This window comes from Amycolatopsis lurida (genome assembly GCF_900105055.1).
GTDB classification, from domain to species: domain Bacteria; phylum Actinomycetota; class Actinomycetes; order Mycobacteriales; family Pseudonocardiaceae; genus Amycolatopsis; species Amycolatopsis lurida.
This window is the reverse complement of sequence record NZ_FNTA01000004.1, coordinates 6,566,604-6,586,927: the sequence shown is the minus strand read 5'-3', so window position 1 is coordinate 6,586,927 and position 20,324 is coordinate 6,566,604. Positions and strand designations below refer to the sequence as shown.

Below are 20,324 nucleotides of genomic sequence, written 5' to 3'. Positions count from 1 at the left end.
TTGGACCGCCGTGAGGTTCCGGTGATTGCGTGGACGGCAGCCACTTCTGGAGGGAAAAGACCGTGGAAGACCGAAGGACACCGATCGACCGGGCGACGTTCCTGCGGGCAGGCGGCGCCGGCGCCGCCGCGCTGCTGGCCACGCCCCTGACCGGCGGCACCGCCTCCGCCGTGCCGGAGCGGACCCGGGAGCACCCCAATGTCGCGCTGATCCGCCGTTACTACGAGGCTTACGGCTCCGGCGATCTCAACGCCCTCAAGCGGTTCTTCACACCGGACATCCGGTGGACGATCCCGGGACACCATCCGCTCGCCGGGACCAAGACCGGCACGGACGAGGTGATCGCCTTCTTCGGCGAGCTCGCCCGCGCGGGATTCCGTGCGGAGGTGCTGTACCTGGCCGCGGACGGCGACTGGGTGGTCGATCTGCACCGCGGCTGGAGCACCACGCCCGCCGGGCTGGACATCACCTGGGTGCTCGCCTATCGCATCCAGGGCAAGCGGATCGCCGAGGCGATCAACTTCGCCTCCGACCAGCACGCCGCCGACGCGTTCTTCTGGCGGCGGTATCCGCTGGCACGGATTCCCGACCGTCTCGCCGAGGGCTGAGCGATGGACACCTCACGCAGGCGAGTTCTGACCGCGGGTGCCTTGGGGCTCGCGGCGACGGCCATGGCGCCGACCGGCGCGGCCACCGCCGCGGAACGGTCACGAGGCCGGTTCGACGGTAAAGTCGTGCTGATCACCGGCGCGACCTCGGGTATCGGTGCCGCCACGGCGCGGGCGATGGCGGACGAGGGTGCGAAGGTGTTCTTCTGTGGCCGCCGCGAAAAGCAAGGCCAGGAGGTCGCGGCCGGAATCCGGGCGCGCGGCGGCGAGGCGACCTTCCGCCGCGCGGACGTCCGGGTGGAGGCCGACGTGCGCGGTCTGGTCGACCAGTGCGTGCGCCGTTACGGCCGCTTGGACATCGCCGTCAACAACGCGGGGATCGAAAGCCCGCGCGCGGTACCGCTCGCCGAGCAGACCCTGGCCGAACTGGAGGACGTCTGGCGTACCAACACGGCCGGGGTCTTCCTCGGGATGAAGTACGAGATCCCGCGGATGCTCGCGCAGGGTGGTGGCGTCATCGTCAACACCGCCTCGATCTCCGCGGAGGTCGGGTTCGCCACCATCGCGCCCTACAACGCGAGCAAGCACGGTGTCACGTCGCTGACCAAGGTCGCGGCACTCGAGTACGCGAACAAGAACATCCGGGTCAACGCGTTCGCTCCGGGCGCCGTGGACACCCCGATGCTCCGCCGCGCCGCGGAGGCCTTCGGCCTGACCTACGAACAGATCGCGCAGGACTATCCGATCAAGCGCATCGTACGGCCGGAGGAGATGGCGACCGTGGTGATGTGGCTCAGCTCCCCGGATTCGAGCGCGGTGACCGGGACCGACGTCGACGCGAGCGGCGGTTACCTGACGGGCTGACTCACTTCACGAAGCTGGCGAAGTACCCGGCCGCCATGTCTTCGGCACCGTGTCCGGCCTTGCTCAGGTTGCGCGCGACCGGCGCCCCGATGATTCCGGTGCCGAGTCGTTCGACGTCCGCGACCTCGCGAGCAGTCACGCCGGGTTCTTCCGGCGGCCCGCCGAGCTGGCCGGGATCCTCGACGACCTCAGCGTCCGAGCAGGCGCCGGATCTCGGTGACGGCCGCGCGGCCCGCCCGGTTCGCGCCGACGGTGCTGGCGGACGGGCCGTAGCCGACCAGGTGCAGCCGCGGTTCGGCGACGACGCGGGTGCCGTCCATCCGGATGCCCCCGCCCGCCCCGCGCAGGTGCAGCGGCGCGAGATGGTCGATCGCGGCACGGAACCCGGTGGCCCACAGGATGACGTCGGCGGGCTCGAAGGTGCCGTCCGCCCACTCCACGCCGTCCGGCGTGATCCGCTGGAACATCGGGTGACGGTCGAGGATCCCCGCGTCGAGGCCGGCGCGTACCTCGGGCGTCACCGCCAGGTCGGTCACGCTCACGACGCTCTTCGGCGGCAGGCCCTCGCGGACACGCCGATCGACCTTCGCGACGGCCTCCCGGCCCCAGTCCTCGCTGAACGGCTCGTCGCGCCAGACCGGCGGGCGCCGGGTCACCCAGCGCGTCGAGCGGGTGAAGGGCGCGATCTCCAGCAACAGCTGGACGGCCGACGAACCGCCGCCGACCACGACGACGCGTTGGCCGCGGAAATCCTCGGCGCCGGTGTAGTCGGCGGTGTGCAGCTGACGGCCGCGGAAGGTCTCCTGCCCCGGATAGTGCGGCCAGAACGGCCGGTCCCAGGTGCCGGTCGCGCTGATCACCGCGCGCGCGGCCCAGGTTTCCGCCACGCTCGCCACGACCAGCCGATCGCCCTCGGCGCTCACCGACAGGACGTCGACGGGCCGGTGGACCGGGAGATCGTAGGTGCGTTCGAAGCGGCCGAAGTAGTCGGAAACGACCTCGGCCGCGGGCAGCTTCGGATCCGGGGTGCCGAAGGCCATCCCCGGGAGGTCGTGGATGCCGTGGACCTTCTCCACGATCAGCGACGGCCAGCGGTACTGCCAGGCGCCGCCGGGTCGTTTGCCGTGGTCGAGCACGACGAAGCCCGTCTCGTTGGCGAATCCCGCGCGGCGCAGGTGATACGCCGCCGACAGACCCGCCTGACCCGCCCCGATCACCGCCACGTCGACTTCGTGATCCGCCTTCATACCGGGTTCAACGGCGGGCAGGAGCCACTATTTCCTTCTGTGTCACTGTGTCCGCTGCGTCACAGCCCGCACGATCGCGACGACCAGGAGCACCCCGGCGAGCACCACCAGCGCCGGCGCCACCCGTTTCACCACGGATTCGCCCGCGTACTCCATCAGGTCGATGGCTTCGCCCTCCGTGACCTGCTTGACCGCTTGCAACGGCGGGCGGTTCTGGGGTTTCTCAGGCTCGGGCGTGGTGGTGAGCTTGCCGGACAGGCAGTCCGCGAACGAATCGAGGATCTTGCCGCCGACCTCGGAGATCATCCCGCGCCCGAACTGCGCCGGCTTGCCGGTGACCGCCAGCTCCGTGGAGACGGCGCCGTGGGTGACGCCGTCCTTCTCGGTCAAGGTGAGCGTCACCGTCGCCGACGCCGTGCCCGCCCCGCGGGCGTCCTTCCCGGCGGCCTTGATCACCACCTTCTTCGCGTCGGCGTCCTTCTCGACGAACTGGCCGGTTCCCTTGTAGAGCAGGGAGATCGGCCCGAGCTTGACCTTCACCGTGCCTTTGAAGGCGTCCCCGTCGACTTCGGTGAGGGTGGCGCCCGGCATGCACGGCGCCACCCGTTCCGGATCGACGACGGCCTTCCAGACCTCGTCGACCGGGGCGGGAACGGTGAATTCGTGGTCGAGCCGCACGGGCCGACCTCCCTTCTGGATGTGCTCAAGAACCTGCCGCGGCGAGAACCGCCCGGCCGGTCAGCACCCTCGCGAGGTGCTGCCGGTATTCGACGTCGGAGTTGCCGTCGGCCGTCGGGTTCGTGCCCTCGGCCGCGCGTTCGGCCGCACCGCGGATCGCCTCGGCGGTGGCCGCGCAGCCGACCAACGCCTCCTCGACCCCGGCGGCCCGCACCGGGGTCGAGCCCATGTTGGTCAGCGCGACCCGCGCCTCCTCGATGGTGCCCGCCTCGGTGCGGACACAGGCCGCGACCGCGACCATCGACCACGCCTGCGCGACCCGGTTGAACTTCTCGTAGTGGGCGTGCCAGCCGGTGTGCTTCGGCACCCGGACCTCGACCAGGAGTTCGTCCGCGGCGAGCGCGGTGGTGAACATGTCCTGGAAGAAATCCGCCGCGGCGACCGTCCGCCGCCCGCCCGGCCCGGCGACGACGAGTTCGCAACCGAGCGCGAGAACGGGAGCGAGCAGGTCGCCGGCGGGATCGGCGTGCGCGATGGCACCGCCGAACGTGCCGCGATGGCGGATCTGGGGATCGGCCACCGTGTCGGTGGCGGCCTTGAGCAACGCGGCGTGCTCGGCGACCAGCGTGTCCCGCTGGACGTCGTAATGCGTGGTCATCGAGCCGATCACCAGCGCGTCGCCGTCCTCGCGGACGCCGCGCAGCCCGGCGACCTTCCCGAGGTCGACCAGCGTGGTCGGCGTGGCGAGCCGCATCCGCAGCACCGGTAGCAGGCTCTGCCCGCCCGCCAGCACCTTGGCGTCCTCGCCCGCCTCGGCGAGCGCGCTGATCGCTTCGTCTACTGTGGACGGAGCGACGTAGTCGAACGGGGCCGGGATCACTGGGCACCTCCGGTGGCGTCGATCGAACCGAGACCGCCACCGGCTTCGGAGCCGAGCCCGCCCGCGGCGGACGACCCGTGCTGGATGGCGTGCCAGACCCGCATCGGGGTCAACGGCATTTCGATGTCGTTCACCCCGAAGTGCCGCACGGCGTCGACCACGGCGTTGACCACCGCCGGGGTCGAGGCGATCGTGCCCGCCTCCCCGACGCCCTTGGCGCCCAACGGGTTCGTCGTCGACGGGGTCTCGGTGCGGTCGGTGGTGAAGCTGGGCAGATCCGCCGCCGACGGGAGCAGGTAGTCGGCGAAGGTCCCGGTGGTCAGCGTGCCGCCTTCGTCGTGGACGGCCTCCTCGAACAACGCCTGCGCGATGCCCTGCGCGAGCCCGCCGTGCACCTGGCCTTCGACGATCAGCGGGTTCACTGCCACGCCGACGTCGTCGACGCAGACATAAGAGCGCAACCGCACGCGCCCGGTCTCGGTGTCGACCTCGGCCGCGCACAGATGCGTGCCGTGCGGGAACGAGAAGTTCTCCGGATCGAACGTGTCCGACGAATCCAGCGACGGTTCGACCCCGTCCGGCAGGTTGTGCGCCGAGAACACGGCCCACGCGATGTCCTGGATGGAGGTCGAGGAATCCGTGCCCTTGACCGAGAACTTGCCCGCCGAGAATTCGAGGTCGTCCTCGGAGCACTCCATCAGATGCGCCGCGATCGGCTTGGCCTTGGCCAGCACCTTGTCCGCCGCCTTGACCACCGCGATCCCGCCGACCACCAGCGACCGGGAACCGTAGGTGTCCATGCCCTTGTGCGAGGACTGGGTGTCGCCGTGGATGACCTCGATGTCCTCGAACGGGACGCCGAGTTTGTCGGCGACGATCTGGCTCCACGCCGTCTCGTGACCCTGGCCGTGCGCGGAGGCGCCGGTGATGACCTCGATCTTGCCCGTGGGCAGCACGCGGATCTCGGCGTGTTCCCAGCCGCCCGCCGCGTAGTCCAGCGAGCCGAGCACCCGCGACGGCGCGAGACCGCACATCTCGGTGAACGTCGAGATGCCGATGCCGAGCTGGACCGGGTCGCCCGATTCCCGCCGCTCTTTCTGCTCGCGGCGGAGGCCGTCGTAGTCGAAGAGTTCCTTGGCCTTGGCGGTGGCGGCCTCGTAGTTGCCCGAGTCGTAGGTCAGCCCGGCGACCGTCGTGAACGGGAACTCCTCGTGCTTGATCCAGTTCTTCTCGCGGATCTCCATCGGGTCCATGCCCAGTTCGACGGCGAGTTCGTCCATCATCCGCTCGATCCCGAACGTGGCCTCCGGCCGCCCGGCGCCGCGATAGGCGTCGGTGAGCGTGGTGTTGGTGAACACGTTCGTGCAGGCGAAGTGGTACGCCGGGAACTTGTAGATCGCGTTGAACATGAACGCGCCGAGGATCGGCACACCGGGGCCGACGAGACCGAGGTACGCCCCCATGTCGGCGAGCAGTTCGACCTTGAGGCCGGTCACCGTGCCGTCGCGGTTCGCGGTGATGGTGATGTCCTGGATCTGGTCGCGGCCGTGGTGCGCGGCGACCATCGTCTCCGAGCGGGACTCGTTCCACTTGACGGGTTTGCCGAGCCGCTTGGCGATGAGCGTCGCCATCATCTCTTCGGGCAGCACGGCGATCTTGCCGCCGAACCCGCCGCCGACGTCCGGCGCGATCACCCGCACCTTGTGCTCGGGAAGACCGAGCGTGGCGGCGGTCATCGTCTTGAGGATGTGCGGGACCTGGGTGGCCGACCACATGACCAGTTGATTGCCCGTCGGGTCGACTACGCACGCCCGCGGTTCCATGAACGCCGGCACCAGCCGCTGCTGGCGGAACCGCCGCTTGAGCACGACTTCGGAATGCGAGATCGCGTCCTCGACACTGGAACCCGTTCCCGCGTCGGCGGAATCGAAGACCCAGACCGCGTTCTGGTTGGTGCCGAGATCCTCGTGCACCAACGGCGCGCCCTCGGCCAGCGCGTTCTCGAGACCGAGGACGACCGGCAGTTCGTCGTAGTCGACGTCGATCATTTCGAGGGCGTCGTGCGCTTCGGCCGAGGTGCGGGCGACGACCACCGCGACACCCTCACCGGCGAAGTTCACCGTGTCCGAGGCGAGGATGGGCCGTCTCGGCGATTTCATGTCCGGCGTGATCGGCCACGCACACGGCATGCCGATGGCACCCTCGGGGTCGAGGTCCTTCCCGGTGAGGACCGCGACCACACCGGGCGCGGATTTCGCCTCCGTGACGTCGATCGAGACGATCTTGGCGTGCGCGAACGGGCTCCGGAGCACCGCGAGGTGCAGCATGCCGGGCAGGGTCAGGTTGTCGGTCCAGCGGGTCCTGCCGGTGATGAGGCGCTCGTCCTCCTTGCGGCGACGGGACTTGCCGACCTCCGGTTCGATCGTGGAGGTCATCACTCACCACCCGCGCCGACACGGGAAGCGGTGTCCGAAGCGAGCCGCTCGGCTTCGGGACCGGCGCCGGGCCGCATCTCGTGGGCGGCGTCGCGCACCGCGCGGACGATGTTCTGGTAACCCGTGCAGCGGCACAGGTTGCCTTCGAGCCCTTCGCGGACCGCCTTCTCGTCCGGATCGGGATTGTCGGCGAGCAGGTCGATCGACTGCATGATCATGCCGGGAGTGCAGAAACCGCATTGGAGCGCGTGATTCTCGTGGAAGGCCTTCTGCACCGGATGCAGTTCGCCGTCGCGGGCGAGTCCCTCGATCGTGGTGACCTCGCAGCCGTCGGCCTGGACCGCGAGTACCGAACAGGATTTCACGCTGTGCCCGTCGAGGTGGACGGTGCAGGCGCCGCAGTTGCTGGTGTCGCAACCGACCACGGTGCCTACCTTCCCGAGCCGTTCGCGCAGATGGTGCACGAGGAGGGTGCGGGGCTCGACGTCGTCTGTGTAGCTGGTGCCGTCGACGGTGACGGTGATGCGCATCAGGCCTCCAAAAGCGAGAGAAACCCCGCGCGGGTCCGGGGTCGTTCGGGAGCGGCCGGTCATTCGGTTGTCACGGACCGACCCCGGAGCGACCGTGATCGGACTCACAGTCGAGCGTGCTACGTTGACTCCGCGAGAGCAACCCCCGCCAGGGTTTTCGGGGCCTCGTGAGTGGTAAGGACGGTTCTAACCGTCCTCACCACTCACGAGGCCAGACGGCGTTCGCCCCGGTGACCACGGTGGCGACCCGGTCGCCGGGGATGTCGTGCACGGTCAGCGCGGCCAGGCCGGCGGCCCCCGCGGGTTCCGGCAGGACGCCGAGGGTTTCCGCGCCCAGGCGCATGGCCGCACGCAGATCGTCGTCCTCGACCAGCACGAAGTCGTCCACCAGCGACCGCAGGCGCCGGACAGACTCGGGTTCCGGGGTGCGGATCGAGATGCCACCGGCGAACGAGTTCACCCGGTCGACGGTGACCGGCTCACCGGCCCGCCAGCTCGTCGCCATCGCCCGCGCCGACGTGGTCCCGACGCCGACGACGCGGACGTCCGGCGTATGCGCCTTGAGCCAGAGCGCGACGCCGGCGATCAGCGCGCCGTCGCCGACCGGGAGCACGACCGTGTCGATCGCGCCCGCCGCCGCCAGTTCCAGCCCGATCGTGCCCGCCCCTTCGGAGATCGCGGGTTCACGGCCGTCGACCACGAAGACACGGTCCGGTGCTTCCGCGGCGAAGGCGGCAGCGGCGACCTTCACCTCGCCCTCGACCCTCCGCACCCGCGCCCCCAGGGTTTTGATCCGCCGCAGCTTGACCGGCGAGACGTCGGCCGGGACGAACACCTCGGCCCGCAATCCGCGTTTCCTGGCGGCGTACGCGACGGCCTGCCCGAAGTTGCCGCTGGTCCCGCACACCATCGTGGTGCCCGGCTCCAGCCTGGCCGCGAAGTAGTCCGCGCCCCGGCCTTTGAAGCTGCGCAACGGATTCAGCGTCTCGATCTTCACCAGCACGGAACGGCCGAGCCGTGCGTTCAGCTGTTCGTCGCCGTACTGCGGGGAGTTCAGGAAAACGGGATCGATCACCTTCGCCGCCTCGGCGACGTTGTCCAGCTTCAGGTCGATGTCGGTCATGACGCCAAAGCTAGGCCGGGAGCCGATCACGCCGATTGTAAATTTTCCCGCCCGCGTGCAAAAATCTTGCGTGCCTCTCGACGAGATCGACCATCTGCTGCTCGACCTCGTCCAGGCCGACGCGGCGCGCCCCCTGCACGACTTGGGCGACGCCGTCGGCCTCTCCCCCAGCGCCGTCCAGCGGCGGCTGACCCGGCTGCGCGCCGCGGGCGTGATCCGCGCCGAGGTCGCCGTGCTCGATCCGGAGACGCTCGGCGCGGGGATGACGTCGGTCATCCTGGTCGCGCTGACCGACGACGACGAAAAGCGCCACACGGCCTTCCGCGAGCGGATGCTGGCCGAGCCCCGCGTCCAGCACTGCTACAGCATCGTCGGGCAGTGGGACTACGTCGTCGTGCTGCTCACCCCGGATCTCAAGGCGAGCCGGTACCTGTCCAGGAAGCTGTTCGACAAGCACGTCAAACGGTTCGAGACCCTGCCCGCGTTCGAGGTGGTCAAATCGAGCCAGGCGGTGCCGGTGCCCGGTGTCAGCCGTGGATCCGGCCGCTGAGTTCGGCGAGCCGCGATCCCGAACCGCTCCACCGCAGCGCGATGATCTCGGCCGCGATCGACACCGCGGTCTCCTCGGGGGTCCGCGCGCCGAGGTCGAGGCCGATCGGCGAGGACAGCCGTTCGAGTTCCGCCTCGGTGACCCCGGCCTCGCGCAGCCGCGCGAACCGGTCGTCGTGGGTCTTGCGCGAGCCCATCGCGCCGACGTAGCCGACGTCGAGGCGCAACGCGACCTCCAGCAACGGCACGTCGAACTTCGGGTCGTGGGTGAGCACGGCGATCGCGGTCCGGCCGTCGACCCGGCCCGCTTCGGCTTCGGCCTTCAGATAGCGATGCGGCCAGTCGACGACTACCTCGTCCGCGTCCGGGAAACGGCTCTTCGTCGCGAACACGGGCCGCGCGTCGCAGACCGTGACCTGGTAGCCGAGGTACGCGCCCATCTTCGCCATCGCGGCGGCGAAGTCGATCGCGCCGAAGACGAGCAGGCGCGCGGGCGGTTCGAAGGAGTTGACGAAGACCGTCATCCCCTCGCCGCGGCGCTGCCCGTCCGGGCCGTAGTGCAGGGTGCCCGTGCGGCCGCCGGCGAGCATGCCGCGCGCGTCGTCGACGACGGCGTCGTCCATCCGCGACGAGCCGAGCGACCCCGCGACGCGATCCGGCCAGACGATCAGATGCTCGCCGACCAGGCCGTCCCGCTCGTGCTCGATCACCGTGACCACGGCGACCGGCTGTCCACTGTGGACCGATTCGACGACGTCGCCGAGCTCCGGCATCGAGTCGCGGTCGATGTGCTGGACGTAGATGTCGATGATCCCGCCGCAGGTCAGCCCGACCGCGAACGCGTCGTCGTCGCTGACGCCGTAACGCTGCAGCACGGGCGCGCGTTCGGCGACCACCTGCTGTGCGAGCTCGTAGACGGCGCCCTCGACGCAGCCGCCGGAGACGCTGCCGGTGACCGTGCCGTCCGGGGCGACGAGCATCGCCGCTCCCGGGCTCCGCGGCGCCGACGAGAACGTCGCCACCACGGTGCCGACCCCCACCGTCTCGCCTGCCGCCCAGCGGCGGTGCAGTTCGTCCAGTACGTCACGCATCGGCGATCTCCACCAGCAGTCGTTCCAATGTGGCCAAGCTGTGCCCGGCGAGCAGCCGATCGAGGTACGGGAGCGCGGCCACGATGCCGGACTGCACGGGAGCGTAACCCGCCCGCCCCGCGTGCGGATTCACCCAGAATACGACGTGTGCGAGCCGCCGCAGCCTGGCGAGCTGCTCGCCGAGCAGGCCGGGGTCGCCCCGTTCCCAGCCGTCGGAGAACACGGTGACCACGGACCGCCTGGCCACACCGCGTTGTCCCCACCGGTCGAGGAACGCCCGCAGGGTCTCACCGAGCCTCGTCCCGCCCGCGAAGTCAGGGACCGCGGCGGCCGCGGCGAGCATCGCGTGTTCGGGATCGCGCAGCCGGAGCTGACGGGAGACCCTGGTGAGCCGGGTACCCAGGGTGAACACCTCGACCCGGCCCGGAGCGTGCCGCGCCATCACGTGCGCGAACCGCAACAGGGAGTCGGCGTACGGCCCCATCGAGCCGGAGACGTCGATCAGGAGGACTACACGGCGCGGTTTGACCCCCTTCCGCCGGTACGCCAGGCGCACGGGCTCGCCGCCCCCGGCCAGCATCGCGCGGAGTGTGCGCGACGGATCCAGCGTGCCCCGCCGGGCCGCGCGACGGCGCGAGGACGACCGTGACGGGAGCGCCGGGCGCAGTTTCGCGAGCAGTTCCCGCAGGTGAGCGCGTTCGGCGACACTCAGCTCGGCGAGATCGCGGTGCCGCAGGATCTCTTCGTCGCTCGCCGCCACGCGGAGCTCGTCGGGCTCCGCGCCGGACTCGCCTTGGCCCGCCTGCGCGAGCGTGGCGATCCTGGCGCGCTTCGGGGCCGCTTCCCGGCCGCGCCGCCGTGGTCCGGTTTCCTTTTCGGTGAACCAGCCGTCGAACGCGGCGTCGTAGCGCGGAAGGTCGTCGGGATCCGCGCACAGCGTCAACCGTCCGGCCCAATACAGCTGGGCCGGATCGGCGAGATCGATCTCGCCGACGGCTTCGAGGTACGCCCGCACTCGGTGCGCGTCGCACGGCAAACCGGCTTCGCGCAATGCCTCCGCGAAGCCGACGAAGCCCGCCAGGGGATCGCTCACTCGTCCATTGTGCGCGCGTTTCGGAGAGGACCTAGGGCCTGAGGCCCGAGATGAGGACCCCGACCATCTTGCGCGCGTCGTAGCGCGGATCGCTTTCGGCGCCGATGCAGAGGTTCCCGACACCGCGCAGGACTTCGAGCGCCTGCAGATCGGAGCGGATCTCGCCCGCCTCCGCCGCCGCGTCGAGCAGCCGGGCGCACACCGGCAGAAGGGTGTCGAGGAAGTAGGTGTGCAGCGTCTCGAACCCGGCGTTGTCGGACTGCAGCACCGCCGCCAGACCGTGTTTGGTGACCAGGAAATCGACGAAGAGGTCGATCCAGCGGCGCAGCGCCTCATACGGGGAATCGCTGGACGCCAGCAGTTCCGGCCCGGCTTCGGCGCACGCGTCGACCTGATGCCGGTAGACGGCGACGATGAGGTCGGCCCTGGTCGGGAAATGCCGGTAGATCGTGCCCATCCCGACGCCCGCCTTGGCCGCGATGTCGCGGACCGTCGCCTCGACGCCCGAGGTGACGAAGACCGCGGCGGCGGCGTCGAGCAAGGTCTTCTCGTTGCGGCGGGCGTCCGCGCGTTTGGCCTTGGTGCCCTCTTCACTCATCACACCACTCCTCTGCCACCGGGTTGCCAAACGGAACACTGCTCCGTATCGTTAGCGGAGCAACGTTCCGCTTGCTCAGTTTGCCATGGAGGACATCGTCATGCAGTACCGCACCTTGGGCAGAACCGGCGTGCAGGTCAGCACCCTCGCGCTCGGCGCGATGAACTTCGGCCCGATCGGGCGCACCACCCAGGACGAGGCCACCGCCATCGTCGACGCCGCGCTCGCGGGCGGGATCAACCTCATCGACACCGCGGACATGTACAGCGCCGGCCAGTCGGAGGAAATGGTCGGCAAGGCCATCGTGGGCCGCCGCGACGACATCGTGCTGGCCACGAAGGCGAGCATGCCGATGGGCGACGAGCGCAATCACCAGGGCGCTTCACGTCGCTGGCTGGTCACCGAACTGGACAACAGCCTGCGCCGCCTCGGGGTCGACCACGTCGATCTCTACCAGATCCACCGCTGGGACCCGAAGACCGGCGACGACGAAACCCTTTCCGCCCTGACGGATCTGCGCCAGGCGGGGAAGATCCGCTACTTCGGTTCGTCGACGTTCCCCGCGTACCGCATCGTGCAGGCCCAGTGGGCCGCCCGCGAACTCCGTTCGGGCCGCTACGTCACCGAGCAGCCCAGCTACTCGATCCTCCAGCGCGGGATCGAAACGGAGGTCCTGCCCGTGACCGAGGAATACGGCATGGGCGTGCTCGCGTGGAGCCCGCTGGCGTCCGGCTGGCTGTCGGGCGCGGTCCGGGAAGGCCGGGAGATCAGCACGAACCGTTCGGCGGTCCTGCCCCAGCGGTTCGACCTGACCCGGCCCGCCAACCGGGCCCGGCTGGAAGCCGTCGAACGGCTGGTCAAGGTCGCCGACCAAGCCGGGCTGAGCCTGATCCAGCTCGCGCTCGGCTTCGTCGTCGCGCATCCGGGGGTGACGAGCGCGATCATCGGCCCCCGCACACTGGACCACCTGGAGTCGCAACTCGCCGCCGCGGACACCGTGCTCCCCGCCGACGTCCTCGACGCGATCGACGAGATCGTCGCCCCGGGCACCGACCTGGCCCCGGAGGAGAAGCACGACACCCCGCCCGCGCTGCTCGACGCGTCCCTGCGGCGCCGCTGAGCTCAGGCGAGCAGTTTGTCCAGCTTGGTCCGGACCCTGTCCAGATCTTCGCTGTACTTGAGCACCGAACCGAGGGTCCGGGCGGCGGTCACGGCGTCCAGTTCGGACATTCCGAGCGCGAGGAGCGCCTGGGCCCAATCGAGGGATTCCGCCACCCCGGGCGGTTTCAGCAACTCCATCGCGCGAAGCCGCTGCACCGCCGTCGCGACCTGTGTCGCGAGCGCCTCGCCCAGGTTCGGGATCTTGCGGCGCAGGATCTCGATCTCGCGGCCGAGGTCCGGGTGTTCGAGCCAGTGATAGAGACAGCGGCGCTTGAGCGCGTCGTGCACCTCCCGCGTCCGGTTGGAGGTGAGCACCACGAGCGGCGGTTGCTCGGCGCGCACCTCACCGAACTCGGGGATCGTCACCGCGTTCTCGTCGAGGAGTTGCAGCAGGAAGGCTTCGAACTCGTCGTCGGCCCGGTCGATCTCGTCGACCAGCAGGACACACGGAGCGGTCTGCAACGCTTTCAGCAGTGGCCGGGAGAGCAGGAAACGTTCGGTGTAGAGGGACTGTTCGGCGGCCTCGACGTCGAGGCCGCCCTCACCCGCGGCTTCCAGCGCCCGCAAATGCAGCAGCTGACGGGGGAAGTCCCATTCGTACAGTGCCTGCGCCGCGTCGATCCCCTCATGACACTGGAGCCGGATGAGCGGCATGCCGAGCGCTTCGGCCAGTCCCAGGGCGAGCGAGGTCTTGCCGGTGCCCGGTTCTCCCTCGCAGAACAGCGGACGGCCGAGCGCCAGGGCGAGGAACCCGGCCGTGGCGATGCCGTCATCGGCGAGGTAGCCGACCGTTTCGAGGGCTTCGGCCAGTTTCTCGGGCGATGCGACGGTCACGTGCCGATCGTAAGCCCCGGTGAGCCGGAGATCAGCCCGGAAGATCCTCGCGGCGGTCCACGTCGTGCCCGGTGCCGAGGTCACCGCATTCGACGAGCCGCAGGTCCTGGCGGCCCTTGAGCCAGTCCCGGGCGCCCTTGTCACCGGACGCGCCCGCCACGATCTCCGGCCACCATCGGCGGCCGAGTACGACGGGATGGCCGGGAACGCCTTGGTAGGTGGCACGCGCGACGGTGCTCTCGTCGGCCCCGGCGACGACCCGGCGGACCACTTCGGCGCCGACGCCGGGCAGATCCACGAGATGCACGACGGCGGCTTCGGCATCGGTTCCGGTGAGTGCCCTCAGGCCCGCGCGCAAGGACGCTCCCATGCCGGACTCCCAGTCTTCGGCGACGACCGCGGCCTCGGGATCGGGCAGGAGCGTGCGGACTTCCGCGGCCGAGGCTCCCAGCACCACCCGGACCGGCGCGCAGCCCGCGTCGGCGAGCACCCGTGACGCCCGCACGACGAACGGCTCGCCGTCGAGGACGGCCAGCGCCTTCGGCCCACCGAACCGGCGGCCTGCTCCGGCCGCGAGCACCAGCCCGGCGACCTCAGCCATGCCGCGCTTTGGTGGGCGGCGCTGAGGCCAGATCGGCCTCGATGGCGCGCGCCGTCGAGAGCAGGGGCGGCAGTAGTTCCTGTTCGACCGACTCGCGCGTGGTGCGGCTGGCGTGGGTGGAGAGGTTGACCGCGGCCACGACCCTGCCCCGCCGATCGTGGATCGGCGCGGCGATCGAGCGAAGACCCTCTTCGAGTTCCTGGTCGACCATCGCGTAACCCTGCTCGTAGACCCTGACCAGTTCGGCGAGTAATTCCTCCGGCCTGCTCTTGGTCCGCGCGGTGAGCTTGTCGAGCGTCGCCCCGGCGAGGTAGTCACGCAGGTCGGCGTCATCGAGACCGGCCAGCAGGACATGCCCCATCGACGTCGCGTGCGCCGGGAAGCGGGTGCCGACGTTGATGCTGACGGTCATGATCCGCGAAACGGCCACGCGCGCGACGTAGACGATGTCCCTGCCTTCGAGCACAGAGACCGAACTCGACTCGTGCACCTCGGCGGAGAGCCGCTCGAGATGCGGCTGGGCGACCTCAGGGAGCGACAGGCTCGACAGATACGAGTAGCCGAGTTCGAGGACCCGCGCGGTGAGCGAGAAGTATTTGCCGTCCGTGCGCACGTACCCCAGGTCGACGAGGGTGAGCAGGAACCGGCGGGCGGCCGCCCTGGTCAGCCCGGTCGAGCGGGCGACGTCGCTCAGGGTGAGTTCCGCCGCGTCCGCGTTGAACGCCTTGATCACGGCCAGCCCGCGCTCCAGCGACTGGACATGATGCGCCCCGCGCTCGGTCACCTCGCCTTCGTCCATATGAGAACCCTAACGGCCTCCCTTTTCCTGGGCGGCAGGCTCACCGAGTTCGGCCAGTACCCGCTGCGCGACGGCGAACGCCGTGTTGGCCGCCGGGGCACCCGTGTAGACGGCCGTGTGCAGCAAGACCTCGGAGATCTCCTGCGCCGTGAGTCCATTGTGGACAGCGGCGCGGACGTGCATCGCGAGCTCGTCGTGGGCGTGCAACGCGGTGAGCGCGGCCAGGGTGACGCAGCTGCGGGTCTTGCGGTCGAGCCCGTCCCGCGACCAGACCGATCCCCAGGCGCCCCGGGTGATGTAGTCCTGGAACGGACGGCTGAACTCGGTGGTGCGGGCGACCGCCCGATCGACGTGCGCGTCCCCGAGGACCTCGCGGCGCACCTTCATGCCGGTCTCGTAGGTGTCGTCGGTCATCGGGCGGCCTCCAGGTGTTCGAGGATCAACGCGGTGAACCGCTCGGGCTGTTCGAAGCTGCCCAGATGCGCGGCGCCTTCGACGACTTCGAGCCGCGCGTCCGGGATACCGCCCGCGATCACCTCGGCGTGCTCGACCGGGGTCGCCGGGTCCTCGGCGCCGGCGATCACCAGGGTCCGCGCCGCGATCTTGGGCAGGTCGCCGACGAGGTCCATCGTTTCGATGGCCTGGCAGGACGACGCGTACCCCTCGGCGGGGACGCTCTCGATCATCTCGCGCAGATATCCGGCCCGCTCGGGGTGCGCGGCGGCGTAACGGGCGGTCAGCCAGCGGCCGACCCCGGCCTCGGCGACCGCGGCGGTGCCCTTCTCCCGGACCGTCTTGGCCCTGTCCGCCCACATGCTCGGCGGCCCGAGCTTCGCGGACGTGCAGCACAACACGAGGCTCGCGATCCGGTCCGGCGCGTTCACGCCCAGCCACATCCCGGTCATCCCGCCGAGCGAGAGCCCGACGATATGGGCACGCTCGGCACCGTGATCGTCGAGCAGCGCGAGCAGGTCGCCGCCGAGATCCGCGAGGGTGTACGGCCCCGGCGGGACGGGCGACGCGCCATGCCCGCGGCTGTCGTACCGGATGACCCGGAAACCCTGTTCCACCAAGGGTTTCACCTGCTGTTCCCACATGCGGTGATCGCTGCCGAGCGATCCGCTGAACACCACGACAGGACCGTCGGCGGGCCCTTCCGCGACGCTGTGCACTTTCACCGGCTCAGACATCGAAGAACACCGTCTCCCCTTCGCCCTGCAACCGGATGTCGAACCGGTAGCCGCTGCCGTCCTTGGTGGCGACCAAGGTCCCCCGGCGGGCTTCCGGAACCGACGCCAGCACCGGATCCCCGGAGTTGTCGTTGTCCTCGAAGTAGATCCGGGTGACCACCCGGTGCAGGAGTCCGCGGGCGAACACCGAGACGTCGATATGCGGGGCCTGCGTGCTGCCCGCCGGGCCGGGCAGCGAACCGGGCATGATCGTCCGGATCTCGTAGTTGCCGCCCGGATCGGTCGGGCAGCGGCCGAAGCCACGGAATCCGCCGGCGACGGCTCCGCGCGGGTCGTCGGGATGATCGAACCGACCGTCGGCGTCGGCCTGCCAGGTCTCGATCATCGCGTCCGGGACGGGTTCGCCCGCGCCGTCGAGGACGCGGCCGTGGATCCGGACCGCGGCGGGCTCGTCGGCGGGGACGACGTCCGGCCCGTCCGGCCAGGGCAAGCCGATGGACAGGTACGGGCCGACGGTCTGGGAAGGCGTCGTCTCCGGCATCAGTGCTCGTCCTCCTCGTCTTCGAAGACCGAGGCCTCGCGGCCGCGCACGACGATGTCGAACTGGAAGGCCAGCGCCCACTCGGCTTCCGTGCGGTCGAGGTCGAAGCGCGCGATCATCCGCTGCCGGGCCTTCTCGTCCGGGATGGAGTTGAAGATCGGGTCCTGCGAGAACAGCGGGTCTTCCGGGAAGTACATCTGGGTGACCAGCCGCTGGGTGAACGCGCTGCCGAACACGGAGAAGTGGATATGCGCCGGCCGCCAGGCGTTGTCGTGGTTCTTCCACGGGTACGCGCCCGGTTTGATCGTGGTGAAGGTGTAGCGCCCCTCGGAGTCGGTGAGCGTCCGGCCCGCGCCGTCGAAGTTGGGGTCCAGCGGCGACGGCCAGCGATCGCCGGTGTGCCGGTACCGGCCGCCCGCGTTCGCCTGCCAGATCTCCACCAGTGAATCGCGGATCGGCCGGCCGTCACCGTCGAGCAGCCGTCCGGTGACGATGATCCGCTGCCCCTGCGGCTCGCCCGCGTGCCCCTGGGTGAGGTCGTTGTCGAATTCGCCGATCCGGCCCGGTCCCAGCGCGGGACCGGTGACCTCGGTCAGCAGATGCGGAAGCACGATCAACGGCTCTTTCGGGTGCCGCAGTGCCGTCGACCGGTAGCCGGCGTAGTCGAGCGGCGGGTGCGTGCCCTCCGGATCGCGCCGGTAGCGCGGGAGCCTCAGTTCTGCGGGTGCGGACATGCTGTTCCCTCCAGCGCGACTCAGTGGGCTTCGAGGACGACGGCCAGCCCCTGGCCGACGCCGATGCAGATGGCGGCCAGGCCCCATCGGCCGCCGGTGCGGCGCAGGTGGTGGGCCAGCGTGCCGAGGATCCGGCCGCCGGAGGCGCCCAGCGGATGCCCGATCGCGATCGCGCCGCCGTTCACGTTGACGATCTCCGGGTCGAGCTTCGACCAGTCCCGCAGACAGGCCAGCGACTGCGCGGCGAAGGCCTCGTTCAGTTCGACGGCCGCCAGGTCTTCCCAGCCGATTCCCGCCCGTTCCAGGGCGATCTCGGCCGCGCGGACCGGGCCGATGCCGAAGACGTCCGGGTCGACGCCCGCCGCTCCCCGGCCGGCGATCCTGGCCAGCGGTGCCTTGCCGAGCCGCTTCCCCGCCGCCTCGTCACCGAGCAGCAGCGCGGAGGCGCCGTCGTTCAACGGCGACGCGTTCGCGGCCGTGACCGTCCCTTGTGGACGAAAGACCGGCTTGAGCTTCGCGAGCTTCTCCGGGCTGGAATCCGGCCGGATGCCTTCGTCGCGAGCGAGTTCGACTCCTTCGACGGGGACGACGTGGTCGTCGTAGAACCCCTCGTCCCAGGCGCGGGCGGCGTTGACATGACTGCGGACGGCGAACGCGTCCTGCTCGTCGCGGCCGATGCCGTAGCGCTCGGCGAGCTGCTCGGTGGACTCGCCGAGCGAGACCGTCCACCGCTCGGGCATCTTCGAGTTGACCATGCGCCAGCCCAGGGCGGTGGAGTACAGCGTCTGGTTGCCCGCCGGGAACGCCTTCTCCGGTTTCTGCATGACCAGGGGCGAGCGGCTCATCGACTCGACCCCGCCCGCCACGGCGAGCGAGGCGTCGCCGACCTGGACCGACCGGCTGGCCTGCATGACGGCGTCGAGTCCGGATCCGCACAGGCGGTTGACCGTGGCACCGGGCACGGTCGTGGGCCAACCCGCGAGCAGCGCCGCCATCCGCGCGACGTTCCGGTTGTCCTCGCCCGCGCCGTTGGCGTCGCCGAGCACCACCTCGTCGACGGTGGCCGGGTCGAGGTCGTTGCGCTCGGCCAGCGCCCGCAGGACGGTGGCGGCGAGGTCGTCCGGGCGAACGCCGGACAGGGCGCCGCCGTACTTGCCGAACGGGGTACGGATGGCGTCGAACAGGAAGACGTCGGTCATGCGCTCGCCCTTGTGAGGTCTCGGAGGATGCGGAGTTCTGCCTCGGTCGGCGCCGGGGTGGTTCCCAGGTCGCCTGCCACCTTCAGTTTCCACCCGGTCGCCGCGACGACCTGATCGACCTCGACCCCGGGGTGCAGTTCGGTGAGCGTGAGCTCGGCGGTCTCCGGATCGGGCCGCATCAGGCCGAGGTCGGTGACCACCAGCGTCGGCCCGGCACCGGGAAGGCCTAGGCGCTCGCGATCGCCCTTGCCGGTGCCGTGACCGAACGAGGTCACGAAGTCGACCTTCTCGACGAATGTGCGCGTGCTCTGCCGGAGCACCACGAACACCTCGCGGCAGGAGGCGGCGATCTCCGGGGCACCGCCCGCCCCGGGGAGACGCACCTTGGGGTTGGCGTAGTCCGGGCCGATGACGGTGGTGTTGATGTTGCCGAACTTGTCCAGCTGGGCGGCGCCCAGGAAACCGACGTCGATCCGGCCCGGCTGGAGCCAGTAGTTGAAGACCTCGGGAACGCTGACCACGGCGTCCGCGGTGTCGGCGAGTTCGCCGTCGCCGATGGACAACGGGAGCCTGCTCGGTTTGGCCCCGAGACAACCGGATTCGTAGATGAGCGTCAGGTTCGGCGCGTGGCCCCGGCGGGCCAGGTTGGCGGCCGTGCTCGGCAGGCCGATGCCCACGAAACAGGACATCCCGTCGCCGAGCGCGCGAGCGGCGGCGACGCTCATCATCTCGTCGGCGGTGTACTCGGTCATGCCTTCACTCCCGTCAGCTCGCCGAGCCAGCGGGTGAAGCTCTCCCTGTCCCGGCCGATCGCGTCCCATGCCTGGTAAGCGTCGTTGTCCCGTTCGTAGTACCCCGCCGCGTACGACGGCCTCGCGCCGCCGGGCACCTCGGCCACGGCGGTGACGGCCCAAGACGGCAGCACGATCGCGCCCGGCCGGGGCTCCAGTTCCTCCACGATCTCCTCGACGGTGACCAAGGATCGCTTCGCCGCGAGCACCGCCTCCTTCTGCACGCCGGTGATACCCCAGATCTGGACGTTGCCGGACCGGTCCGCGCGCTGGGCGTGGACGATCGTGACGTCCGGGTTGAGGGCGGGCACGGCGGCCAGCCGCTCACCGGTGAACGGGCAGGTGATGGGTTTGATCGTGTCGGTGTGCGCGGCGAGATCGGTGCCGGTGTACCCGCGCAGGACGGCGAACGGCAGGCCCGAGGCGCCGGCGACGTACCGGTTCGCCATGCCCGCGTGACTGTGTTCCTCTATCTCCAGTGGCACCGGCCAGGAATGCTGGACGGCGTCACGGAACCGGTGCAGCGAGCCGACTCCGGGGTTGCCGCCCCACGAGAAGATCAGCTTGCTCGCGCAGCCCGCGCCGATGAGTTGGTCGTAGACGATGTCGGGGGTCATGCGGACCAACGTCAGGCCGGTGCGGCACTGGCGGATGATCTCGTGCCCGGCGGCCACGGGAATGAGGTGCGTGAAGCCCTCCAGCGCGACGGTGTCTCCGTCGTGCACCAGCCGTGCCACGGCCTCCTTCAACGACAGCAGCTCAGCCATCCCCACTCCCG

The 20,324-nt window shown here is 70.2% G+C and carries 24 protein-coding genes; 4 read left to right on the top strand and 20 right to left on the bottom strand.

Features of this window, described 5'->3' with window-relative positions; genetic code table 11:
- The first annotated feature begins 62 nt into the window (after window positions 1-62).
- Both BLW75_RS36270 and BLW75_RS36265 read left to right on the top strand, forming a co-directional pair.
- The gene (locus BLW75_RS36270; protein ID WP_241784017.1) at window positions 63-608 is read left to right on the top strand and encodes a nuclear transport factor 2 family protein; all 546 of its coding nucleotides are present in this window, start codon (window positions 63-65) and stop codon (window positions 606-608) included.
- 3 nt (window positions 609-611) lie between these two features.
- A complete protein-coding gene (locus tag BLW75_RS36265) occupies window positions 612-1,472 on the top strand; it encodes an SDR family NAD(P)-dependent oxidoreductase (RefSeq protein WP_091599109.1) in 861 nt (286 codons plus the stop codon).
- A 1-nt stretch (window position 1,473) separates the two neighbouring features.
- Here BLW75_RS36265 and BLW75_RS43045 read toward each other — a convergent pair whose 3' ends face one another.
- The 7 genes from BLW75_RS43045 to BLW75_RS36235 form a co-directional block, all read right to left on the bottom strand.
- Window positions 1,474-1,611, bottom strand: a complete 138-nt coding sequence (locus tag BLW75_RS43045; protein ID WP_167373476.1) for a hypothetical protein — start codon at window positions 1,609-1,611, stop codon at window positions 1,474-1,476.
- Window positions 1,612-1,660: 49 nt separating this feature from the next.
- On the bottom strand, window positions 1,661-2,719 hold the full coding sequence (locus tag BLW75_RS36260; RefSeq protein ID WP_034321120.1) for an NAD(P)-binding domain-containing protein: 1,059 nt from the start codon (window positions 2,717-2,719) through the stop codon (window positions 1,661-1,663).
- 42 nt (window positions 2,720-2,761) lie between these two features.
- Complete coding sequence (locus BLW75_RS36255; RefSeq protein WP_034321123.1) at window positions 2,762-3,397, bottom strand: SRPBCC family protein; 636 nt, start codon at window positions 3,395-3,397, stop codon at window positions 2,762-2,764.
- A 25-nt stretch (window positions 3,398-3,422) separates the two neighbouring features.
- Entirely contained in the window at window positions 3,423-4,277 is an 855-nt protein-coding gene (locus BLW75_RS36250) for an FAD binding domain-containing protein (RefSeq protein WP_034321126.1), read from the bottom strand.
- A complete protein-coding gene (locus BLW75_RS36245) occupies window positions 4,274-6,712 on the bottom strand; it encodes a xanthine dehydrogenase family protein molybdopterin-binding subunit (protein ID WP_034321129.1) in 2,439 nt (812 codons plus the stop codon). The genes BLW75_RS36250 and BLW75_RS36245 overlap by 4 nt, the downstream gene beginning before the upstream one ends.
- A complete protein-coding gene (locus BLW75_RS36240) occupies window positions 6,712-7,242 on the bottom strand; it encodes a (2Fe-2S)-binding protein (protein WP_016336316.1) in 531 nt (176 codons plus the stop codon). Before BLW75_RS36240 ends, BLW75_RS36245 begins: the two co-directional genes overlap by 1 nt.
- Window positions 7,243-7,438: 196 nt before the next feature.
- Entirely contained in the window at window positions 7,439-8,365 is a 927-nt protein-coding gene (locus BLW75_RS36235) for a threonine ammonia-lyase (protein ID WP_034321132.1), read from the bottom strand.
- Window positions 8,366-8,435: 70 nt separating this feature from the next.
- On the opposite strand from BLW75_RS36235, the gene BLW75_RS36230 reads away from it, so the two are divergent.
- Window positions 8,436-8,915, top strand: coding sequence for an Lrp/AsnC family transcriptional regulator (locus tag BLW75_RS36230; protein WP_034321136.1), 480 nt, complete (start codon window positions 8,436-8,438; stop codon window positions 8,913-8,915).
- On the opposite strand, the gene BLW75_RS36225 is transcribed toward BLW75_RS36230, so the two are convergent.
- Genes BLW75_RS36225 through BLW75_RS36215 form a run of 3 tightly spaced genes read right to left on the bottom strand, consistent with a single transcriptional unit; the run spans window position 8,893 to window position 11,696 of the window.
- Window positions 8,893-10,005, bottom strand: coding sequence for an XdhC family protein (locus tag BLW75_RS36225; protein ID WP_034321139.1), 1,113 nt, complete (start codon window positions 10,003-10,005; stop codon window positions 8,893-8,895). The genes BLW75_RS36230 and BLW75_RS36225 overlap by 23 nt on opposite strands.
- Complete coding sequence (locus tag BLW75_RS36220; RefSeq protein ID WP_034321142.1) at window positions 9,998-11,098, bottom strand: vWA domain-containing protein; 1,101 nt, start codon at window positions 11,096-11,098, stop codon at window positions 9,998-10,000. The genes BLW75_RS36225 and BLW75_RS36220 overlap by 8 nt, the downstream gene beginning before the upstream one ends.
- Before the next feature lie 31 nt (window positions 11,099-11,129).
- Window positions 11,130-11,696 carry a TetR/AcrR family transcriptional regulator gene (locus BLW75_RS36215; RefSeq protein ID WP_034321145.1) on the bottom strand — a complete coding sequence of 189 codons (567 nt, stop codon included), beginning with the start codon at window positions 11,694-11,696 and terminating at the stop codon, window positions 11,130-11,132.
- A gap of 100 nt (window positions 11,697-11,796) precedes the next feature.
- On the opposite strand from BLW75_RS36215, the gene BLW75_RS36210 reads away from it, so the two are divergent.
- A complete protein-coding gene (locus tag BLW75_RS36210; protein ID WP_034321276.1) occupies window positions 11,797-12,816 on the top strand; it encodes an aldo/keto reductase in 1,020 nt (339 codons plus the stop codon).
- Between the two features lie 2 nt (window positions 12,817-12,818).
- On the opposite strand, the gene BLW75_RS36205 is transcribed toward BLW75_RS36210, so the two are convergent.
- Genes BLW75_RS36205 through BLW75_RS36160 form a run of 10 tightly spaced genes read right to left on the bottom strand, consistent with a single transcriptional unit; the run spans window position 12,819 to window position 20,313 of the window.
- A complete protein-coding gene (locus BLW75_RS36205) occupies window positions 12,819-13,691 on the bottom strand; it encodes an AAA family ATPase (protein ID WP_034321280.1) in 873 nt (290 codons plus the stop codon).
- A gap of 31 nt (window positions 13,692-13,722) precedes the next feature.
- Window positions 13,723-14,292 carry a nucleotidyltransferase family protein gene (locus tag BLW75_RS36200; RefSeq protein WP_034321148.1) on the bottom strand — a complete coding sequence of 190 codons (570 nt, stop codon included), beginning with the start codon at window positions 14,290-14,292 and terminating at the stop codon, window positions 13,723-13,725.
- On the bottom strand, window positions 14,285-15,091 hold the full coding sequence (locus tag BLW75_RS36195; protein WP_034321151.1) for an IclR family transcriptional regulator domain-containing protein: 807 nt from the start codon (window positions 15,089-15,091) through the stop codon (window positions 14,285-14,287). The genes BLW75_RS36200 and BLW75_RS36195 overlap by 8 nt, the downstream gene beginning before the upstream one ends.
- Window positions 15,092-15,100: 9 nt before the next feature.
- The gene (pcaC, locus tag BLW75_RS36190) at window positions 15,101-15,505 is read right to left on the bottom strand and encodes a 4-carboxymuconolactone decarboxylase (RefSeq protein ID WP_034321155.1); all 405 of its coding nucleotides are present in this window, start codon (window positions 15,503-15,505) and stop codon (window positions 15,101-15,103) included.
- Window positions 15,502-16,281 (bottom strand): 3-oxoadipate enol-lactonase, encoded by a 780-nt coding sequence (pcaD, locus tag BLW75_RS36185; protein ID WP_034321157.1) that lies wholly within the window; start codon window positions 16,279-16,281, stop codon window positions 15,502-15,504. Before pcaD ends, pcaC begins: the two co-directional genes overlap by 4 nt.
- Window positions 16,274-16,822: a protocatechuate 3,4-dioxygenase subunit alpha gene (pcaG, locus tag BLW75_RS36180; protein WP_034321160.1), complete on the bottom strand. Its 549-nt coding sequence runs from the start codon at window positions 16,820-16,822 to the stop codon at window positions 16,274-16,276. The genes pcaD and pcaG overlap by 8 nt, the downstream gene beginning before the upstream one ends.
- Window positions 16,822-17,556 (bottom strand): protocatechuate 3,4-dioxygenase subunit beta, encoded by a 735-nt coding sequence (gene pcaH, locus BLW75_RS36175; protein WP_034321163.1) that lies wholly within the window; start codon window positions 17,554-17,556, stop codon window positions 16,822-16,824. The genes pcaG and pcaH overlap by 1 nt, the downstream gene beginning before the upstream one ends.
- A gap of 20 nt (window positions 17,557-17,576) precedes the next feature.
- Window positions 17,577-18,755 (bottom strand): thiolase family protein, encoded by a 1,179-nt coding sequence (locus BLW75_RS36170; protein ID WP_034321166.1) that lies wholly within the window; start codon window positions 18,753-18,755, stop codon window positions 17,577-17,579.
- Complete coding sequence (locus BLW75_RS36165) at window positions 18,752-19,507, bottom strand: CoA-transferase subunit beta (protein ID WP_034321169.1); 756 nt, start codon at window positions 19,505-19,507, stop codon at window positions 18,752-18,754. The genes BLW75_RS36170 and BLW75_RS36165 overlap by 4 nt, the downstream gene beginning before the upstream one ends.
- Window positions 19,504-20,313 carry a CoA transferase subunit A gene (locus tag BLW75_RS36160; protein WP_034321173.1) on the bottom strand — a complete coding sequence of 270 codons (810 nt, stop codon included), beginning with the start codon at window positions 20,311-20,313 and terminating at the stop codon, window positions 19,504-19,506. Before BLW75_RS36160 ends, BLW75_RS36165 begins: the two co-directional genes overlap by 4 nt.
- Window positions 20,314-20,324: the final 11 nt, after the last annotated feature.